Origin of the sequence: Actinomyces sp. 432, from assembly GCF_009930875.1 — a bacterium.
Classification (GTDB): Bacteria; Actinomycetota; Actinomycetes; order Actinomycetales; family Actinomycetaceae; genus Actinomyces.
Window position 1 is genome coordinate 2550470 of record NZ_CP025249.1, and the last position, 17075, is coordinate 2567544.

The following is a 17075-nucleotide window of genomic DNA, read 5'->3' on the forward strand; positions in this document are numbered from 1 at the left end:
GACCGCCCAGTGAGTCCTCAGTGGGCGCCGCGACGCGCCTGGATCTCCCGCGCCTGGGCCAGCCAGGACTCGGCGCGCGCCAGCCGCCCCTCCGCGTCGGCGCGCCACGGGCCGCCGTCCTCCCGGCGCGCGCCGGCAACCAGCGACAGCACCACGCCGGCGCAGCGTGCGCGCAGGGCCACCGGGTCCACCTGCTGCTCCGCCAGGCGGGTCCAGGTCTCCAGGGCCGGCCGCAGGTGCGGGTACGCGGCCGGCGCCAGGTGATCCAGGACGCTGACGTGCCCGAGCAGGCAGGCCAGGTCGTCAACGCGGCGCCCGGGCCCGAGGGAGTCGACATCGAGCAGGCTGGCAACGGCATCCCCCTCCATGAGCACATTGGCCTCATAGAAGTCGCCGTGGACGGGGACAACCGGGCCCGGATCGGAGGCCGCCATCAACTGCTCGACCCCCTCGGCGATCGCGCGGGTGCGGCCCACATGCTCCGGCAGGACGGTGGCGGCGGCATGCGCGTAGTGGCGGGCGCGCTCGGACCAGGCGGGGTGCGCGGCCAGCTGCAGCGCGGCCGCGGGCAGGGAGTCCAGCAGCCCGGTCAGGGCGTTGAACACCCGTACCGCCTGTGCCTCATCCATGCCGCGGGAGAGCAGCCCGGACAGGGCCACGCCCCTGCCAGTGGACAGCAGCACCAGGCCGTCCCGGTCATCGCGCAGCACGTCCGGCGCGGGCACGCCCGCGGCACGCAGCATGCGGTGCCGGTCGGCGAATGCCGCGGACTGGCTAGGGCGTAGTACCTTGGCGTAGGCGGTGGTGGAGTCGGGATAGGTAACTCGCACCACCGCACGCCGGGTGGGCCGATAGGCGACCATGGTGGCCTTGACCGGGACACCCAGGCGCTGCGACAGCAGCGAAGGAGTGCAGGCTACCGCGAGCGCGGGCAGTTCCGGATCCGCCGGGTGCCGCCACACGTAGACGACCGGCCCGTCCCCGCCGGTGGGAGCCACCCGGGTCAGCCCGGCCGCCTGCGGATTGGACAGGCGGGCGGTGGTGGCGCACAGGTACTCGGTGGCGCGGCTGCCATCGGGGCGGGCAACTACGGCGGTGTAGCCGACCGAGACGCCGGCACCGGGTCGGTGGTGGACCGAATGGACCTCCCAGCTCATGAGCTGCTGGCCGGACGGCGCCAGTGCTGCTGCCAGCACGGAGGCCGCGCGCGCTCCGGTGAGCAGAGCGACCTCCCTGGGCTCATGGTCGGCCATGACGGTGCTCATGGGAACAGTCTGCCTTAATGCGCGCCAGGAGTGACAGGATGCGCGCATGGATCGCGTGCTTGACCGTGCTCGACCGCGCGGGTGATCCCGGTCGGTCAGCGGCAAGCCCTCAGCGGGCAGTGGCACAATCCCGCCATGCGCGACCTAGCCGCCCTGCCCAAGGCGCACCTGCATCTGCACTTCACGGGCTCAATGCGTCTGGAGACGCTCATTGAGCTGGCGTCCGGCGCGGGCGCACGGCTACCGACCTCGTTCCTCGATGGTGACCCGCTGCACGTGCCTGCGGACCATCGTGGCTGGTTCCGCTTCCAGCGGGCCTACGACACGGCCCGCCACCTGGTGGTCACCGAGGAGATCATGCGCCGCATCGTGCTGGAGGCGGCGCTCGACGACGCCGCCGAGGGGTCGCGGCGCCTGGAGATCCAGGTGGACCCGACCTCCTACGCCCCGTACGTCGGCGGTATCACACCGGCGTTGGAGATCATCCTTGATGCCGCCAGGCAGGCGACCATCCTGTCCGGGGTGGAGGTGGCGGTGATTGTGGCCGCGTCCCGTATCCGGCACCCCCTGGACGCCCGCACGCTGGCACGGTTGGCGACGCGCTACGCCGGGGACGGGTCGGGTACCGTCATCGGCTTCGGGCTGTCCAACGACGAGCGGGCGGGCGTGACCTCCTCCTGGGGGCCGGCCTTCGCGATCGCCCGCCGCGCCGGCCTGGCCTCGCTCCCGCACGGCGGGGAGCTGCTGGGGCCCGAGCACGTGCGCGACGTCGTCTCCGCGCTCGGCCCGACCCGGCTGGGACACGGGATCCGCACCAGCGAGGACCCGGCACTGCTGGACGCGATCGTCGCAGCGGGCGTGAGCCTGGAGGTGTGTCCCGCGTCGAATGTGTGCCTGGGCGTGTACCGGGAACCCGGTGACGTGCCGCTGCCGGTGCTGCTAGAGCACGGCGCCCAGGTGGCGCTGGGAGCGGACGATCCCCTGCTGTTCCAGTCCCGGCTGGTGGACCAGTACCAGCTCGCCCGGGACCTGGGGCTGGATGACTGCGCGCTGGCGGAGCTTGCGCGCGGCTCCATCCGCGCCTCCTTGGCCTCGCCCGCCTCGAAGCAGGCGTGGCTGGCGCAGGTGGATGCCTGGCTGGCGGCGGACGAGTAAGCCTCTGGCCGCCTGCCCGATCCGCGTGCCGGGCGGCACGTGCGGGTGGTCGATCCCTGGGCCCGCCCGGACCTAGAAGCCGACGTGCACCGGCTCCGGCACGAGCGTGACCCCGAAGCGCTCGCGCACGCCGGTGACGACGGCGTCGCGCAGCCCGGTCAGGTCGGCGGCGCGGGCGTGACCGCGGTTGGTCAGGGCCAGCACGTGCTTGGTGGACAGGCTGGCGGTCGGCTCCGCCCCGGCGGTTGGCAGGGCGAAGCCCTTGCCGAAGCCGGCGTGGTCGATCAGCCAGGCGGCGGAGGTCTTCACCAGCCCCTCGACGACGGGCGCCTGCCGGGTGCCCGCCACCGCCCGGGAGTGGTCGGTGACCGGGAAGCGGGGGGCGTCGTCAGGCAGGGCGTCGGCCTGGGCGGGGGTGAGGATCGGGTTGGTGAAGAAGGAGCCGGCGGACCAGGTGTCGTGGTCGGCCCCATCCAGGACCATGCCCTTGGAGCGGCGCAGTTCCAGCACGGCCTCGCGCACGGCGCGGGCATCCACCCTCTCGCCCACCTCGACGCCGAGGATGTCTGCCAGCTGGGCGTAGGCGATGGGGGCGGACAGGGAGGCGCTGCGCACGGCGAAGGTCACCGCCAGCACCACCCAGCGGCCCGTTGGCCCCCAGGTGCGGCCGCCGCCGATGGCGGCGTCGCTCAGGGACCGCTTGAGGGCGGAATCCCGGTAGCTCAGGTGCAGGCGGGCCAGCGGCAGGTGGACGGGGCGGCCAGCGACCCGGTCCCAGGCGCGCACGGATGCGAGTAGCTCGGCTACCTCCGCCCCGTAGGCGCCGATGTTCTGCACCGGGGCGGCGCCGACGGTGCCGGGGATCCCGGACAGGGGCGCGAAGCCGCCCCACTGGTTGGCGATGGCCTCGCGCACCAGGTCGTCCCAGGTGGTGCCGGCGGTGGCGGTGAACTCCACGCCCCCGCAACGGTCATCCGCGGATAGGTTCACCTCCTGGCGAGCGTCACGCACAACCATGCCGTCGAAGCCCGCGTCGGCGCCCAGGATGTTGGACCCGCCGCCGATCACCAGCAGGGGGGTGCCGGCGGCGTCGGCCTGGCGGACGGCGTCGATGAGCTCGGCCTCGGTGCGCGCCTCGACGTAGCCGCCAACTGGGCCGCCCACCCGCAGGGTGGTCAGCTCGGCCAAGGTCGGCGCGGCGTCGGCGTCCGCTCCCAGCGGGCGGGCCAGCGCCGGGACGGGCGCCGGCCAGTCGGCGGGGTCGGAATGCACGGACATGGGCGTGGTGCACGCCTCGGTGCCGGACAGCGGTTCGGGCGCGCTCAGGCCGAAGCGGCCGGCGTCGGGGGGTAGTGACATGGAGGCTCCGCTCGGGTCGTGCTTGCAGGAGCAGGATAGGCGACCCGCCCGAACTCACGCCGTCGCCTGCGCAGGCGCGCTCAGCTCCGCGGTGCTCAGCAGGACCGGCCAGTCGTCGTCCCAGGCGAGCCGGCGCAGCGCCAGCGTGGGGGTGCCGCCGTTGTCGGCGTCGTAGTAGTGGTGGACCAGCCAGTCCCCGGCCACGGCCCCGCCCCCGGGGCCGATCATGCTCCCCCGGCTGCTCAGCAGTACCGTGCCGCCGCCATCGAGGAGCGACACCCCCGCCCGATCCAGATAGGGGCCGGTGACGGCCTCAGAACGACCGACCGCGGTCTCGTAGGTTGAGTCGGTTCCCCGGCAGCAGCTGCCGAAGGAGACGAACAGGTAGTACCACCCGTGGTGCCGGGCGAGGGCGGCCCCCTCCACGTCGTTCAGCGCGGTGCCGCGGTGGGCGAGCGGGATGGGCGCCGCGGCGGGGTCGGCTCGCAGTCCGTCCCGTCCGAGTTCGACGGCGAAGATCCCACCCCAGAAGGAGCCGAAGGCCATCCAGGTGCGCCCATCGGCGTCGGTCAGGACGGAGGCGTCGATCGCGTTGTAGGGCTCGCCGTCGCCGGAGGTGATCACCACGCCGCGGTCCTCCCAGCCGGTCTGGGGATCGGCCGGCTCAAAGACGGAGTTGGCCATCAGGCCGATTGCCGAGCGGGAGGAGCCGAATGTCGAGACCGCGTAGTACAGCCGGATCTCCTCGCCCACGCGGACGACGTCGGGGGCCCAGTAGTTCGTCAGCCCGGGTACCGTCTCGTGCGTCCAGGCGGGCTCGTCGGCCAGGCGCCACGCACCGGTTCGCTTGCCCCAAGTGGTGCCGCCGTCCTCGCTGATGCGCACCAGGATGGCGCCGCCCGCGATGCTCGCATCCCCGGTGGAGAAGACCGCCAGCGGGTGGCCGTCCCCGTCCAGCAACAGGGCCGGGTCGTGCGCGACGAGGTCGCCGGCGAGCGTGGGCAGCTGCGCGGCCGGGCCGCGCTCGGCCTCGCCCGCGGCGTGCCTCGCGGCGCAACCGCCGGCGAGCCCGAGCACCGCCTGCGACGACAACAGGCTTCCTAGAGCAAGTAGGGAACGTCGGTTCATATTTGCTCCCGAAGCGGTTTGGGGAGCGGCGTGTGAGAGACCGGCTCCGGGTGGGCCCCACCGAACCAGTCGGGCCCGCAATGCCACACACCCCGTTGGTACATCGTTATAGACAATACTGCACGCGCCGCCGCAGCCTGTCAAGACCTGGCATTTTCCGCAGAATTCCAGCGCTATTTGTGGTGTTGACGTGCGGCCGGTCACATGCCATACTTTCTAACGTTGTAAATCGAGCGGGCCGACGATGCCCCACCTCTCCCGAACGGAGTTCTTCAATGATGAAGCACCAGCTGCTCAGCCGTCGCTCCTTCAACTCACTCGCCCTGGCCGCGGGCGCCCTGGCCGGGGCCTCCGCCCTGGCGGGCTGCTCCTCCTCGGACTCCTCCGCCTCCGGCACCCCGGAGCTGACCTACATGTTCCGCGGGGCACGGATGAGAAGGCCGCCTACCAGACGGCCATCGACAACTTCTCCAAGGCCAACAACTGCACCGTCAAGGTCATCACCACCGACGCCGACCAGTACTCCACCAAGCTGCAGGCCGCCATCACAGGCAACCAGGTTCCCGACGTCTTCTACCTGGAGCAGGGATCGGTCATGTCCTTCGCCTCCAACGGCATCGTCATGGACATCACCGACATGCTCGGCGACGTCGACCTGGACAACATCTGGGCCTACGGCGTGGACTCCTACCGCTACGACGGCACCCAGGTGGGCAAGGGCCGGATCTACGGCCTGCCCAAGGATGTCGGTCCGTTCGCCTTCGGCTACAACAAGACCATGTTCGAGGCGGCCGGGCTCGAGCTGCCCGACAAGGATGTGCCCTACACCTGGGACGAGTTCGTCGACGTGTGCCAGCAGCTCACCCAGGACACCGACGGCGACGGCGAGCTCGACCAGTGGGGCACGGGCCTGAACGTCAACTGGTGCCTACAGGCCTTCGTGTGGTCCAACGGCGCCGACTGGTGCAACGAGGAGCACACCACGGTCACGGTCGACACCCCGGAGTTCGCCGAGGCGCTGCAGTTCTTCGCGGACATGCAGAACGTGTACGGCATCACCCCTTCCATCGCCCAGGCCCAGACCATGGACACCTACCAGCGCTGGATGCGCGGCCAGATCGGCTTCTTCCCCGTCGGCCCCTGGGACGTGTCCACATACCAGGAGTTGGACTTCGAGTGGGACCTGATCCCCTTCCCCGCCGGCAAGACCGGCAAGCCGTCCACCTACATCGGCTCGCTGGGCATCGCCGTCTCCACGGGCACGAAGTACCCTGAGCTCGCCGCCAAGCTGGTCGCCTACCTCTCGGCCGACCGCGACTGCCAGAAGCAGCTGGTGGAGGCGGGGATCCAGATCCCCAACCTGATCGACTACGCCAAGGACGAGTACGCCACCGACACCGAGACGGCGCCGGCCAACAAGGAGGAGTTTCTCCAGATCGTGGAGACCGACGGTCACGCCCTGCCGGGCGCGGTCACCTGGAGCCCCGAGTGGTACGACGAGTTCTTCACCAACATCCAGCCGGTGCTGGACGGGGACAAGACCGCCGCGGAGTACTGCGCGGAGGTACAGCCCGTCATGCAGGCAAAGCTCGACGCCGCCGTCGAGGCCGCCAAGCAGGCTCAGGCCGGCGCCTGATTCGCACCCACTGGGGCGGGTGGAAACGCCCGCCCCAGCGCCAACCCGGAGTTTGCACCATGTCCTCCACGTCCCCTGCTACGACCGCGCCCGCACGGCCGGTCACGGCGGCCGCCGCGCCGCAGCGCAAGTCCACGCTGCACCGCAGTGAGCACCGCTGGGCGGCGGCCTTCGTGGCCGCCCCCGTAATCGGCTTCCTGCTGTTCACCCTCTTTCCGCTGAGTTATTCCGTCTACGCCTCGTTCACTTCATGGAACGGGCTATCCGCCCCTCGCTTCATCGGGCTGGACAACTTCATCGCCATCGGCTCCGACCCCTACTTCCGCAAGACGCTGTTCAACACGTTCTTCTACATGCTCGGTATTCCGATCGGCCTGGTCTTGTCGCTGCTGCTGGCCATGGCGCTGAGCCGGAAGCTGCCGGGGCGGACCTTCTTCCGCACGGTCTACTACATCCCGGTGATCTCCTCGCTCGCGGCCATCGCAATTCTGTGGCAGTGGGCCTACAACGGCGACTACGGCCTGGTCAACCAGGTGCTGCACCTCTTCGGCATCCAGGGCCCCAACTGGCTCCAGGACACCGCGACGGTGAAACCGGCGATCATCATCATGTCCGTCTGGAAGGGCCTGGGCTACTCCATGCTGCTGTACCTGGCCGCCATCCAGTCGGTGCCGAAGTCGCTGTACGAGGCGGCCGAGCTCGACGGCGCCGGGTCGCTGCGCAAATTCACCTCGATCACGCTGCCGATGGTGCGCCCCGTGACCTTCTTCCTGATCGTCACCAACATCATCAACGGATCCCAGATGTTCACCGAGATCAACATCATGACCCCCACCGGCGGCCCCGAGTACTCCGCCGCAACCATCGTCTGGTACATCTGGCAGAAGGCCTTTAAGAACCTGCAGATGGGCTACGCGACCTCAATGGCGCTCGTGCTAGGGGTGCTCATCTTCATTATCACGGCGATCCAGATGCGCATGAACGCGCGCAACGCGTTCAGCGTCGAATGAGGCGACCATGCAGACTCTCAAGCAGACCCGTAGCCGGACCCCCATGAAGGCCAGGACCCGCTACACCATCACCAATATCTGGATCACCGTCCTACTGGCCATCGGCGCGGTTGTCATGATCGCTCCGCTGCTGTGGATGCTCACCACCTCCCTGAAGGACAAGGAGGGCGTCTTCGCGCTCCCGCCGGAGTGGATTCCCAACCCGGCGCACTGGGACACATACCTACGCATCTGGACCGAGGGGCCGCTGGCCAGCGGCATCAAGAACAGCCTCATCGTCTCCCTGTCGGTGACGGTCGTCGGCTCCTTCGTCTCGGCACTGGCCGCATTCGCCTTCGCCAAGATGCGGCTGCCCGGGAAGAACGGGCTGTTCCTGCTGCTGCTGTCCGGAATGATGATTCCCTTCCCGACGCTCATGATCCCGCAGTTCATGATGTTCTCCCGGATCGGCTGGGTGGACACCCTGCTGCCACTGATCGTGCCGGGCATGTTCGGCAACATCATGATGATCTTCTTCCTGCGCCAGTACCTGACCTCCACCCCGGACTCGCTGATCGAGGCGGCCCGGGTTGACGGGGCCTCCTTCCCGCAGATCTTCTTCCGCATGATCCTGCCGCTGATCCGCCCCGCGATCGCCGCCCAGTTCATCTTGTGGTTCATGGGCGTGTGGAACGACTACCTGGCGCCAACGATCTACCTCAACAGCCCCGAGAAGCTGACGCTGCAGCTGGTGATCGCCAATTTCAACTCCAACTACGCCATCCAGTCCGACTACCCACTGATCATGGCGGCCTCCATCGTCGCACTGCTGCCGATCTTCGTGATCTTCCTGGTCTTCCAGCGCCAGATCATTGAGTCCGTCGCACTGACCGGGACGAAGGCATGAGGCCGATGGATAGCAACGCGCAAGCCCGCCCGGTCCCCTCGCCCGCGCCGACTGCGACGCCCGTAACCGCCTACGCGCCCGGTACCGGGGCCGATCCCGGCGCCTGGGGTGCCCACGACCCCACGGTCATCCGCTCCCGCGACGGCCGCTACTACATGTTCTCCACGGACACCGAGGTCGCAGGATCACCCGGGGTCGGCGTACAGGTTCGCCGCTCCGACGACCTGCTGCACTGGCAGTGGGTGGGGCACGCCTTCGACGGGGTGCCTGCCTCGGCCGAGCAGTGGTCCGGGGCGCAGGGCATCTGGGCGCCCGACGTCGTCGAGCGCGACGGCGAGTACCGCATGTACTACTCCGCCTCCACCTTCGGCTCGCGGCGCTCGTGCATCAACCTGGCGGTGTCCGCGAGCCTGGAGGGCCCCTGGACGGATCTGGGACCGGTGGTGCGCACGCGCGCCGAGGACCCGGTCAATGCCATCGATGCCGCAATCGTGCGCACCGCAGAGGGAACGGATCTGATGCTCTACGGTTCCTTCTTCGGCGGACTGCGGCTAATCGCCCTGGATGAGCGGGGCCTGCCCCGCCGGCCGGGCGACCTGGGCGTACCGGTCAGCCGGCGCACCACCGCGCACAACGGCCCCATTGAGGGCTCGCACATGTGGTACGACGCGGAGACCGGGCGCTACCTGCTGATTTGCTCCTTCGACTCGCTGTTCGACACCTACAACATCCGGGCCGCGCGTTCCGAGCACCCCGAGGGGCCGTTCCTCGATGCGGCCGGCCGCCGTCTGGGCTCCCAGGAGGGTGACATCGTGGACGGCGGCACCAAGATCCTCGGCTCCCTGGTAACCACTTCGGGCGAGACGGAGCTGGCCCCCGGGCACTCCAACCACCTGGTGACCCCGGACGGCATGCTCTTGGTCCACCACGTCCGTACCGGCGCCGATCCCGAGCGCCACCGGGCGCAGCTGCGCCGCATGGCGCTGACCTCCGCCGGCTGGCCGGTGGTGAGCCCCGTCGAGTACGACGCGCTCCCCCTGCTGCCTTTGGATGGGGCCGCCCTGGACGGCCCGTGGCGGGTGTGGCGGATGGACACCGGCTCCACGCGCCCCGCAACGCCGTCCGCGCATGCGGTGCACTTGGGCGCCCTGCTCCCGACGCCCGCGGAACAGGGCGGCGCCCGGGCCACCCTGGACGTCGATGGCCGAGCCGTCGACGCCGTCGTCTGGCGCACCCAGGCCTCTACCGCCTTCGCGGGACTGGAGAGAGACGAGGTCGTGCTGGGAGTCCGGGCGGAATGAGGCAACGCCGCATGCAACCGGTCGACGACGCCGACATCGACCTGCCGGGGTGGGGCGGCACCGTCATGGGCTGGCTGCGCGTTGCCACCCAGCTGGTGACGCTGAACATACTGTGGTGGCTCGGTCTTCTCGCCGGGCTGGTGGTATGCGGTGCACTTCCTGCCGGCTGCGCCGTGCACGAGCTTTCGCGGCGCAGCCGCCGGGACCCGTCCATGCATCTGTGGCGCGACTTCTGGCGGATCTACCGGGGGCCTTCCGGCCCGCGGCGGGCGTGGGCGCGCCGCTGGTCGCCGCGATCCTGCTGGGCGCCGCAGACCTGGTCATCCTGTGGTACGCCCGCGGCGCGCTGGTGGCACTGCTGGTACCCGTCATCGTCATCTGCGGCATGTGCGTGGTGGTGGCGTGCTACACCATCCCGCTGCTGGGAGCCGCCAGGGGCCTCAGGCCGCGGGAGACGCTACGGCGGGCAGCGGGGGTCGCTGTGGCCTCACCACTCACGACCACTGCCATGGTGGTCACGGCCACGGCCGCCGGGGCGGTGGCCTGGTGCTGGCCGCTGTTGGCGGTCCTGGTTGGGGTGAGCCTCCCGCTGGCGGCGATGACACTGCTTGCCCGGGAGCGGCTGCTGCGCACCGGGGTACTCGCCGATCCGCCGGCGTAGCCGCAGCCGGGTCACGCCGCAGCGCCGCCGTCCCCCGCCGGTCGCCGACCGCGAGGGGCTTAGCTACAACGCCGTCGACTGCCGCTGGACGAGCCGGAAGGGCGCCACCTCGTTGCGGTAGGAGGCCGGCGGGCGACCGGCCTGCTGCTCCTCAATCCGCTCAACCAGCAGGTCCACGGCGCGCTGGGCGATCCAACCCGGGCCGGGATCGATAGTGCTCAGCGATGGCTGGGTGTACTGGCCGTCCTCGACGTTGTCGAAGCCGATCACGGCCACCTCCTCCGGGACCTGAATGCCGGCGACGGCCAGCTCGTGAAGCACGCCGATGGCCATGGCGTCATTGAGGGCGAAGACCGCATCGAAGGGAAGCTCCTGCGCGATCAGGCGGCGTGCGGCCTCCGCCCCGCTGGCCCGGTGCCACAGGCCCGCCTCCCGCACCAGCCGCTCGTCCACCGCGAGCCCGGCCTGCGCATGCGCCTGGCGGTAGCCGGCCTCGCGCAGCCCGGCCGAGCCGACGACCTCCCCCGCATGCGCACCGATCAGCGCAATCCGCCTGCGCCCCAGCTCCAGTAGGTGCTTGGTGGCAACGCACGCCGCCTCGGTGTTGGCCATGGTCACATGGTCTGCGGGGGCACCGAAGACCCGCTCCCCCAGCAGTACCAGCGGGTAGTCGACGTGGAACTGGGCGATGTCATCCTGCCCCAGCTCAAGCGGGCTGAACAGCAGGCCGTCAAACAGGTGCCGGCGGGAGTCGTGCAGTACCCGCAGCTCACGCTCCTTGTCGGAGTTCGTCTGCTCGATCAGCACCGTGCGGTTGTACTTCTCGGCGGCGGCAATCACCGCGTCGGCAAGCTCCGCGAAGTAGGCGAGCTTGAGCTCGGGGACTGCCAGGCAGACGAGTCCGGTGGAGCCACGCCGCAGGTTGCGCGCCGACTGATTGACCTTGTACCCGAGCTTGTCGATGGCATCGAGAACTTTGGTGCGCGTGGACTCGCGCACGTGCGGGTAGTCGTTAACGACGTTTGAGACGGTCTTGACCGAAACCCCAGCCAGACGGGCGACGTCGTGCATGGTCACGGCCATGTGGTGCTCCTATGCGGTGCGGCTGGGAACGTTTGTGCCCGGGGAACAGGCCCCGGGCACAGTTGGCTTCACTTCTTGTTGCGACGCTGGTGGCGCGTCTTGCGCAGCAGCTTGCGGTGCTTCTTCTTGGCCATACGCTTGCGGCGCTTCTTGATGACAGATCCCATTGAGGCTCCTTCGATGTTTGTTCGTGCCGGCCTGCTCGCGCGGCCGGCGGCGCCGGCGCGTAACTGAACGAGCGTGGTGGCCGAGCAACGGGCGGGTCAGCACTTCGAGGAGTCGCCGGTCAAAGGCTTGACAGTCGAGCGGAGCACCGACAGGCCGCACCCGACCACACGGGTGACGAAGGGATTGTAGCGGGTCTCAGGAACCGGTCGACGCAGAGTCCTCGTGGCCCCAGTCACCCAGGCCGGCCGCAAGGTACTGCTGGACCGCGCGCTCAGGAACCCGGAAGGAGCGTCCAACCTGCATGGCGGGCAGGTCACCGGAGTGGACCATGCGGTAGACCGTCATCTTCGACACGCGCAGCATGGCCGCCACCTCCGCCACGGTCAGGAAACTGGGGGCGCCTGCGGCGCTTGGTGAAGTCGAGGTGCCCGATGCCATGGCGGTGGTGTCCTGTCGTCAGGTCGTAGTGGACGCGAGGGGCCGGGCCGTACACGACCCCATGCGATTACGGAACGACTCCAATATAACCCGTGTCTCAACCGTCGCACAGGCTCTTTCCTCCCCCATTTGTCACGCGCGCCGCATCTCACACACCCGACACTCCCTGACGAGCCCCCGACGCGACGCGGCCCCGCGGCGCACAGCCCGGCAGTACCCGCCGCCGCACCTGATGGCCCACAATGACCCTGTGTCCTCAGCCATGAGCCCCGACTTCGAACCGCACCCCACTGCGCCCCCAGTCCGGCGCCAGGCGCGGACCGGAAACGGGGACGGGCCGGAGGCAACCGCCCGGCACCACGCCAGACCCGCTGCCCGCGCCGCAGCGGCCCACGCAGCCATGATGGGGACCGCCGAGCCCACCGACCCACTGGACCCGGAAGGGCCGGGCGCGATGGCACGCGAGCTGGCGGCCCCAGAGGACGCCACCGGCATACGCGGCCTGCTGGCACGCCTGGGACTGCGCAACCGCTTCGAGCGCGTGGCCCGGTTCTCCCCCGCACGCCTGGCCATCACCGTGTTCGCCATCATCGTCGCGGGGATTGCGGCTCTGCTCAGCCTGCCGATCGCCACGGCGAGCGGGCAGCGCGCCCCCTTCGTGGACGCCCTGTTCACGGCGACGTCGGCCGTATGCGTGACCGGGCTGACCACCGTGGACACCGCCACCTACTGGTCAACATTCGGGCAGCTGGTCATCATCACCGGCGCCGCGATCGGCGGCCTGGGCATCATGACGATGGCCTCGCTGCTGTCCTTCGCCGTGTCCCGCCACCTGGGACTGACGCAGCGCATGCTCACCGCCTCGGAGAACATGGCGGGGCTGGGCGACGTCATCTCACTGCTGCGCGCAGTCGCCTACGCAGCCTTCGGCGTCGAGGCGGTGCTGATGGCGGTGCTGCTTCCCCGCTTCCTCACGCTGGGGCTCGACTTCGGGCACGCCGCCTGGTACGCGTTCTTCATGGCGCTGTCCATCTTCAACAACGCCGGCTTCGTAGTCATGCCTGAGGGGCTGGCGCCCTATGCCAGCGACTGGTGGATGGGACTGCCGATCGTACTGGGCACCTTCTTGGGCGCCATCGGCTTCCCGGTGATCCGCGACGTGGCGCGCAACCGCCGTCGTCCCCGCCAATTGACCCTGCACAGCAAGCTGACACTGACCACCTACACCGCGCTCAGCGCCTTCTCCGCCGTGGCCATCGGCGCCTTCGAGTGGAACAACCCCAACACCTACGGGACGCTGTCCACCGGCGGGAAGCTTCTGACCGCACTGGTGAACAGCGTCAACGCCCGTTCCTCCGGGCTGTCAACGATTGCGCCGGAGCACATGCACGAGTCGACCTGGCTGCTGCAGGACGCACTCATGTTCGTCGGCGGCGGCTCGGCCTCCACGGCCGGCGGCATCAAGGTGTCCACCTTCGCGGTGCTGGTGCTGGCAATTCTGGCCGAGGCGCGCGGCGACCAGGACATCGAGGCCTTCGGGCGGCGCATCACCCTCTCAACCGTGCGCCTGAGCGTGGCAGTGTCATTCATCGGTGTCAGCATCGTCGGCATCTCCTCCCTGCTGCTGCTGGAGCTGACCGACTTAACCCTGGACCGCATCCTGTTCGAGGCGATCAGCGCCTTCGCCACCGTGGGCCTGTCCACGGGGATTACCCCGATCCTGCCGCCGAGCGCGAAGTACGTCATCATCGTGCTGATGTTCATCGGTCGCGTAGGCACGATGACGGCGGCCTCCGCGCTCGCACTGCGCGAGCGCCGCCGGGTGATCCGCATGCCCGCAGAGCGGCCCCTGATCGGCTGACTCGGCCCCCGTCAGCCACCCATCATGCCGGCCAGGGCATGCGCGGTGGCGGTGACGTCGTCGTGCCAGCCGGGCTCGCCGACGACGGCTCTCCGTACCAGCAGGCCCATGGCGGCGTTGTGCACGACCGCAGCCACCGCCTCCGCATCGAGGTTCCGGGCGATGTCTCCGCGTGCCTGCCACCGCCGGAGCGCACTGACGATCTCGGCACGCAACCGGACATAGTGCTCGGCATTGGCGGCGCGCAGATCCGGCTGGCGCGCCAGCTCGGCCCAGATGGCGACCTGGAGCTCGACGCGCGCTACTGCGCGAGCCCCCGCCTGAGCCGCCTCGCCGCCGCAGCCCTGTCCCGTAGCGCCGGGACTACCGTCGGCGGCCTCCCGCTTGTACCTCCAGGCCATCTCGACGGCGTCGACGAAAGCGGACTCAAATGGGGGAGCTCCCCCGCGGCGGGCAGCCCCGCCATCCAGTCCACCACGGGGTTGATCGCCTGTCCGAGCACAGCCCGGACCAAGGACTCCTTCCCCTGGGGAAAGTACCGGTAGACGGTGGAGGAGGACATGCCGGCCTCGGCGATGATTTCGTCCATTGAGGCGCCGTCGAAGCCGCTGCGGGAAAAGCAGGCCTCCGCCGCCGCCACGATTCGGGCGGTCTGGCGGTCCCGGTAGGACTGAGTGACGCGGGGCATGGGGCCAGGATATGCGCGCCGGTACAGCCCCGCCCGCCCTAGGCCCAAGCCAAATCAAAACGAATGTTTTGATTTGGCGGGAACAGCTGCTAGCCTTCCACGCCAAACAGAAACGTTCGTTGTTGCTAGGAGGGCAGTTGAACACTTTGCACGCATTCGACCTTGACATCCCGCCCCTGGGCGCGCAGGCGCTTCCGGCCGCCACCGACCACGCCTTCCAGGCGCTGCGCTGGGCCGAGCTGATTGGTCCCCACGCGATCGAGGAGATCCGCGCGCTGTCACCGCTACCAAGCACAAATGCCGGCTGGGTTGAGGCGTACCTGCACCTCGGTCGGGCCGCCCGCGCGGCCGACCGGCAGTTCGATGCCGCCATCTACGAGCGTGCAGCCCAGTTCTTCATGGCGGGCGACGACCCGCGCCGCCTTCCCACCCGGCACCGCTTCGTGCGCACCATGCAGCACCTGTTCGCGCTCAGCCCCGTGCGAGTAAGCTGCGACGGCGCCGATCTCCCCGCCTACGACCTGCCCGCCCAGGGTTTGGCGCCGGGCGAGGAGCCTCGCAGCACCTGGGTGCTCTTCGGCGGGTTCGACTCCTACATTGAGGAGTGGTTCCCGCTGCTGGCCGCGATCGCACAGCGGGGGCATCGCGTGATCGCCTTCGAGGGCCCCGGTCAGGGCGAGGTCCTGGAGGAGCAGCGCGTGCCGCTCACGGTGGAGTGGGAGCGGCCGGTGTCGGCAGTACTGGACCACTTCGGGCTCCAGGAAGTCACGCTGGTTGGCCTGTCCCTGGGTGGAGAGTTGGTGATCCGGGCCGCCGCCTTCGAGCCGCGAGCCGCGCGTGTGGTGGCCTGGGACGTCATGGACGACTTCCTCGACGTCGCCATGCGGCAGGCGGCGCCCGTGCCGTCGCGCTTGGGCCGGGCACTGGTCGGGATGCCGGGCGGATTGGTGAATCGCCTGCTCGCCTTGGCAGGTAGGCACTCCGTCGTCCAGTGGGGGCTGGAGCAGGGGATGCGGGTAACCGGCACCGACTCCCCGGCACAGTTCCTGCGCTTCGCCGGGCGGCTGCACACCCGCGAGGTTTCCGCGCAGGTGCGCGGAGACGTGCTGCTGCTCGCCGGGGCGCAGGACCACTACGTTCCCCTGGCCCAGCTGCCCCGGCAGGTGCGCACCCTGACCGGTGCTCGCTCGGTGACCACCCGCGTGTTCACCGCGGCAGAGGGCTGTGCCTCCCACTGCCAGGTAGGCAACCTGGGCCTGGCGGTGCGCACCATCCTCGCTTGGGAGGAGCCGCTGCTGTCAGGGGTTGGCCCGGGGCATTAGGAGGCGCGGGAGCCCGGACCGAGCATTCACCGTCCAAAGGCGGTTGGCCGACCCAGCGCGCCGGATCGCCCCACGTAGGCGCGGGCACGGGACGCACCTGCGCCAGTCGAGCCCCGCGCGCCGGATCGCGCCGAACTCGGCGGGAACAACGACCGATCTCGGCGGAGGGGACTACCGTTGGGTGCGGTGCCCGGCCGGTGACGTCAGCCGAGCACCGCTCGCTATCATCCGCCGAGTATCCACACATCGCCATTATCGCCATTGAGGACTCATGCCTGACCGCTCCGCCTACAACGACTCGACCCTGGTGATCGGGCTCGGCCGCTTCGGCTCGGCCATGGCCGCCACCCTGGACCGCCTGGGCCGGGAGGTCCTGGCCGTCGAGCGGGACCCCGTCCTCGTGCGCCAGTGGACCGGACGTATCCCGCTGGTGGAGGCGGACGCCACCGATATGGAGGCCCTCGAGCAGCTGGGGGCCACCGAGTTCGGCACAGCCGTGGTGGGCGTGGCCACCTCCCTGGAGGCCAGCGTGCTGATCACCGGCAACCTGGTGGACTTGCAGACCCCGCAGATCTGGGCGAAGGCCGTCTCCCGCGCGCACGGCCGTATCCTGCGCCGCATCGGCGCCCACCACGTGGTCTACCCGGAGTTCGACGCCGGGCAGCGCGCCGCCCACCTGGTATCCGGCCGCATGCTGGACTACATCGAGATGGAGAAGGGCGGCTTCACCATCGTCAAGATGCGCCCGCCGGCCGAGCTGCACGGCTTCACCATCGGCGAGTCCAAGATCCGCTCCCGCTACGGCGTGACCGTCTTCGGCCTGATGAGCCCGGGAGAGCCCTTCGAGTACGCCACCCCCGCCACCCTGGTATCCCCCGACGACGTCCTAGTGGTCGGCGGAGACGCCATGCTCCTGGAGCGCTTCGCCAACCGCGGCTGACCCGAGTAGGTCGCCAGGCGGCCAAAGAATGCCGCGACGCCGCCGGCACGCGCATGCCCGGGCGACGGTTCGGCACTTCGCACGACGGTTCGTACCTTTGCACCGACGCTTCGTACCTTTCGGCGACTGTGCTGTCTCCACACTTCTGGGACGGTTGAGTCTCATGACTTCTGG

The 17075-nt window shown here is 69.6% G+C and carries 17 protein-coding genes and 1 pseudogene; 10 read left to right on the top strand and 8 right to left on the bottom strand.

Going from position 1 to position 17075, the window contains the following annotated elements:
- Nucleotides 1-17: 17 nt before the first annotated feature.
- A complete protein-coding gene (locus CWT12_RS10690) occupies nt 18-1265 on the bottom strand; it encodes an aminoglycoside phosphotransferase family protein (RefSeq protein ID WP_161924785.1) in 1248 nt (415 codons plus the stop codon).
- A gap of 135 nt (nt 1266-1400) precedes the next feature.
- Here CWT12_RS10690 and CWT12_RS10695 point away from each other — a divergent pair, with 135 nt between their 5' ends.
- The gene (locus CWT12_RS10695) at nt 1401-2420 is read left to right on the top strand and encodes an adenosine deaminase (protein WP_161924786.1); all 1020 of its coding nucleotides are present in this window, start codon (nt 1401-1403) and stop codon (nt 2418-2420) included.
- A 72-nt stretch (nt 2421-2492) separates the two neighbouring features.
- Here CWT12_RS10695 and CWT12_RS10700 read toward each other — a convergent pair whose 3' ends face one another.
- Nucleotides 2493-3779 carry a UDP-N-acetylmuramate dehydrogenase gene (locus CWT12_RS10700; protein WP_442862531.1) on the bottom strand — a complete coding sequence of 429 codons (1287 nt, stop codon included), beginning with the start codon at nt 3777-3779 and terminating at the stop codon, nt 2493-2495.
- 54 nt (nt 3780-3833) lie between these two features.
- Nucleotides 3834-4871: an arabinan endo-1,5-alpha-L-arabinosidase gene (locus CWT12_RS10705; protein ID WP_161924787.1), complete on the bottom strand. Its 1038-nt coding sequence runs from the start codon at nt 4869-4871 to the stop codon at nt 3834-3836.
- 280 nt (nt 4872-5151) lie between these two features.
- Between CWT12_RS10705 and CWT12_RS10710 the strand changes: the two genes are divergently transcribed.
- The 6 genes and pseudogenes from CWT12_RS10710 to CWT12_RS14085 all read left to right on the top strand — a co-directional run bounded on the left by CWT12_RS10710 (nt 5152) and on the right by CWT12_RS14085 (nt 10401).
- The gene (locus tag CWT12_RS10710) at nt 5152-6543 is read left to right on the top strand and encodes an ABC transporter substrate-binding protein (RefSeq protein ID WP_202616200.1); all 1392 of its coding nucleotides are present in this window, start codon (nt 5152-5154) and stop codon (nt 6541-6543) included.
- A 59-nt stretch (nt 6544-6602) separates the two neighbouring features.
- Nucleotides 6603-7553 carry a carbohydrate ABC transporter permease gene (locus tag CWT12_RS10715; RefSeq protein WP_161924788.1) on the top strand — a complete coding sequence of 317 codons (951 nt, stop codon included), beginning with the start codon at nt 6603-6605 and terminating at the stop codon, nt 7551-7553.
- A 7-nt stretch (nt 7554-7560) separates the two neighbouring features.
- Nucleotides 7561-8439: a carbohydrate ABC transporter permease gene (locus CWT12_RS10720; protein WP_202616201.1), complete on the top strand. Its 879-nt coding sequence runs from the start codon at nt 7561-7563 to the stop codon at nt 8437-8439.
- Between the two features lie 5 nt (nt 8440-8444).
- Nucleotides 8445-9740, top strand: a complete 1296-nt coding sequence (locus CWT12_RS10725; protein WP_161924789.1) for an arabinan endo-1,5-alpha-L-arabinosidase — start codon at nt 8445-8447, stop codon at nt 9738-9740.
- 65 nt (nt 9741-9805) lie between these two features.
- Nucleotides 9806-9928: pseudogene (locus CWT12_RS14735) on the top strand (hypothetical protein); the annotation flags it as partial.
- A gap of 32 nt (nt 9929-9960) precedes the next feature.
- Nucleotides 9961-10401, top strand: a complete 441-nt coding sequence (locus tag CWT12_RS14085; RefSeq protein ID WP_237564154.1) for a hypothetical protein — start codon at nt 9961-9963, stop codon at nt 10399-10401.
- Between the two features lie 63 nt (nt 10402-10464).
- Here CWT12_RS14085 and CWT12_RS10735 read toward each other — a convergent pair whose 3' ends face one another.
- The 3 genes from CWT12_RS10735 to CWT12_RS10745 all read right to left on the bottom strand — a co-directional run bounded on the left by CWT12_RS10735 (nt 10465) and on the right by CWT12_RS10745 (nt 12090).
- Nucleotides 10465-11484 carry a LacI family DNA-binding transcriptional regulator gene (locus CWT12_RS10735; RefSeq protein ID WP_161924791.1) on the bottom strand — a complete coding sequence of 340 codons (1020 nt, stop codon included), beginning with the start codon at nt 11482-11484 and terminating at the stop codon, nt 10465-10467.
- Between the two features lie 68 nt (nt 11485-11552).
- Nucleotides 11553-11651, bottom strand: a complete 99-nt coding sequence (locus CWT12_RS10740; protein WP_003792170.1) for a 30S ribosomal protein bS22 — start codon at nt 11649-11651, stop codon at nt 11553-11555.
- 196 nt (nt 11652-11847) lie between these two features.
- On the bottom strand, nt 11848-12090 hold the full coding sequence (locus tag CWT12_RS10745; RefSeq protein WP_161924792.1) for a helix-turn-helix domain-containing protein: 243 nt from the start codon (nt 12088-12090) through the stop codon (nt 11848-11850).
- Between the two features lie 454 nt (nt 12091-12544).
- Here CWT12_RS10745 and CWT12_RS10750 point away from each other — a divergent pair, with 454 nt between their 5' ends.
- Nucleotides 12545-13951: a TrkH family potassium uptake protein gene (locus CWT12_RS10750; RefSeq protein ID WP_237564408.1), complete on the top strand. Its 1407-nt coding sequence runs from the start codon at nt 12545-12547 to the stop codon at nt 13949-13951.
- 11 nt (nt 13952-13962) lie between these two features.
- On the opposite strand, the gene CWT12_RS14090 is transcribed toward CWT12_RS10750, so the two are convergent.
- Both CWT12_RS14090 and CWT12_RS14095 read right to left on the bottom strand, forming a co-directional pair.
- Complete coding sequence (locus CWT12_RS14090; protein WP_237564155.1) at nt 13963-14352, bottom strand: TetR family transcriptional regulator C-terminal domain-containing protein; 390 nt, start codon at nt 14350-14352, stop codon at nt 13963-13965.
- Complete coding sequence (locus CWT12_RS14095; protein ID WP_237564156.1) at nt 14253-14639, bottom strand: TetR/AcrR family transcriptional regulator; 387 nt, start codon at nt 14637-14639, stop codon at nt 14253-14255. Before CWT12_RS14095 ends, CWT12_RS14090 begins: the two co-directional genes overlap by 100 nt.
- A 137-nt stretch (nt 14640-14776) precedes the next feature.
- On the opposite strand from CWT12_RS14095, the gene CWT12_RS10760 reads away from it, so the two are divergent.
- Both CWT12_RS10760 and CWT12_RS10765 read left to right on the top strand, forming a co-directional pair.
- A complete protein-coding gene (locus tag CWT12_RS10760) occupies nt 14777-15961 on the top strand; it encodes an alpha/beta fold hydrolase (RefSeq protein ID WP_161924793.1) in 1185 nt (394 codons plus the stop codon).
- Nucleotides 15962-16232: 271 nt separating this feature from the next.
- Nucleotides 16233-16901 carry a potassium channel family protein gene (locus tag CWT12_RS10765; RefSeq protein WP_161924794.1) on the top strand — a complete coding sequence of 223 codons (669 nt, stop codon included), beginning with the start codon at nt 16233-16235 and terminating at the stop codon, nt 16899-16901.
- Nucleotides 16902-17075 lie beyond the last annotated feature (174 nt).

Coding starts and splice junctions, on each gene's coding strand:
- CWT12_RS10725 (WP_161924789.1), top strand. CDS start 8,445: ATGGATAGCAACGCGCAAGCCCGCCCGGTCCCCTCGCCCGCGCCGACT.
- CWT12_RS10740 (WP_003792170.1), bottom strand. CDS start 11,651: ATGGGATCTGTCATCAAGAAGCGCCGCAAGCGTATGGCCAAGAAGAAG.
- CWT12_RS10750 (WP_237564408.1), top strand. CDS start 12,545: ATGGCACGCGAGCTGGCGGCCCCAGAGGACGCCACCGGCATACGCGGC.
- CWT12_RS10695 (WP_161924786.1), top strand. CDS start 1,401: ATGCGCGACCTAGCCGCCCTGCCCAAGGCGCACCTGCATCTGCACTTC.
- CWT12_RS10690 (WP_161924785.1), bottom strand. CDS start 1,265: ATGAGCACCGTCATGGCCGACCATGAGCCCAGGGAGGTCGCTCTGCTC.
- CWT12_RS10745 (WP_161924792.1), bottom strand. CDS start 12,090: ATGGCATCGGGCACCTCGACTTCACCAAGCGCCGCAGGCGCCCCCAGT.
- CWT12_RS10710 (WP_202616200.1), top strand. CDS start 5,152: ATGCCCCACCTCTCCCGAACGGAGTTCTTCAATGATGAAGCACCAGCT.
- CWT12_RS10700 (WP_442862531.1), bottom strand. CDS start 3,779: ATGTCACTACCCCCCGACGCCGGCCGCTTCGGCCTGAGCGCGCCCGAA.
- CWT12_RS10720 (WP_202616201.1), top strand. CDS start 7,561: ATGCAGACTCTCAAGCAGACCCGTAGCCGGACCCCCATGAAGGCCAGG.
- CWT12_RS14090 (WP_237564155.1), bottom strand. CDS start 14,352: ATGGCCTGGAGGTACAAGCGGGAGGCCGCCGACGGTAGTCCCGGCGCT.
- CWT12_RS14095 (WP_237564156.1), bottom strand. CDS start 14,639: ATGCCCCGCGTCACTCAGTCCTACCGGGACCGCCAGACCGCCCGAATC.
- CWT12_RS10735 (WP_161924791.1), bottom strand. CDS start 11,484: ATGGCCGTGACCATGCACGACGTCGCCCGTCTGGCTGGGGTTTCGGTC.
- CWT12_RS10765 (WP_161924794.1), top strand. CDS start 16,233: ATGCCTGACCGCTCCGCCTACAACGACTCGACCCTGGTGATCGGGCTC.
- CWT12_RS10715 (WP_161924788.1), top strand. CDS start 6,603: ATGTCCTCCACGTCCCCTGCTACGACCGCGCCCGCACGGCCGGTCACG.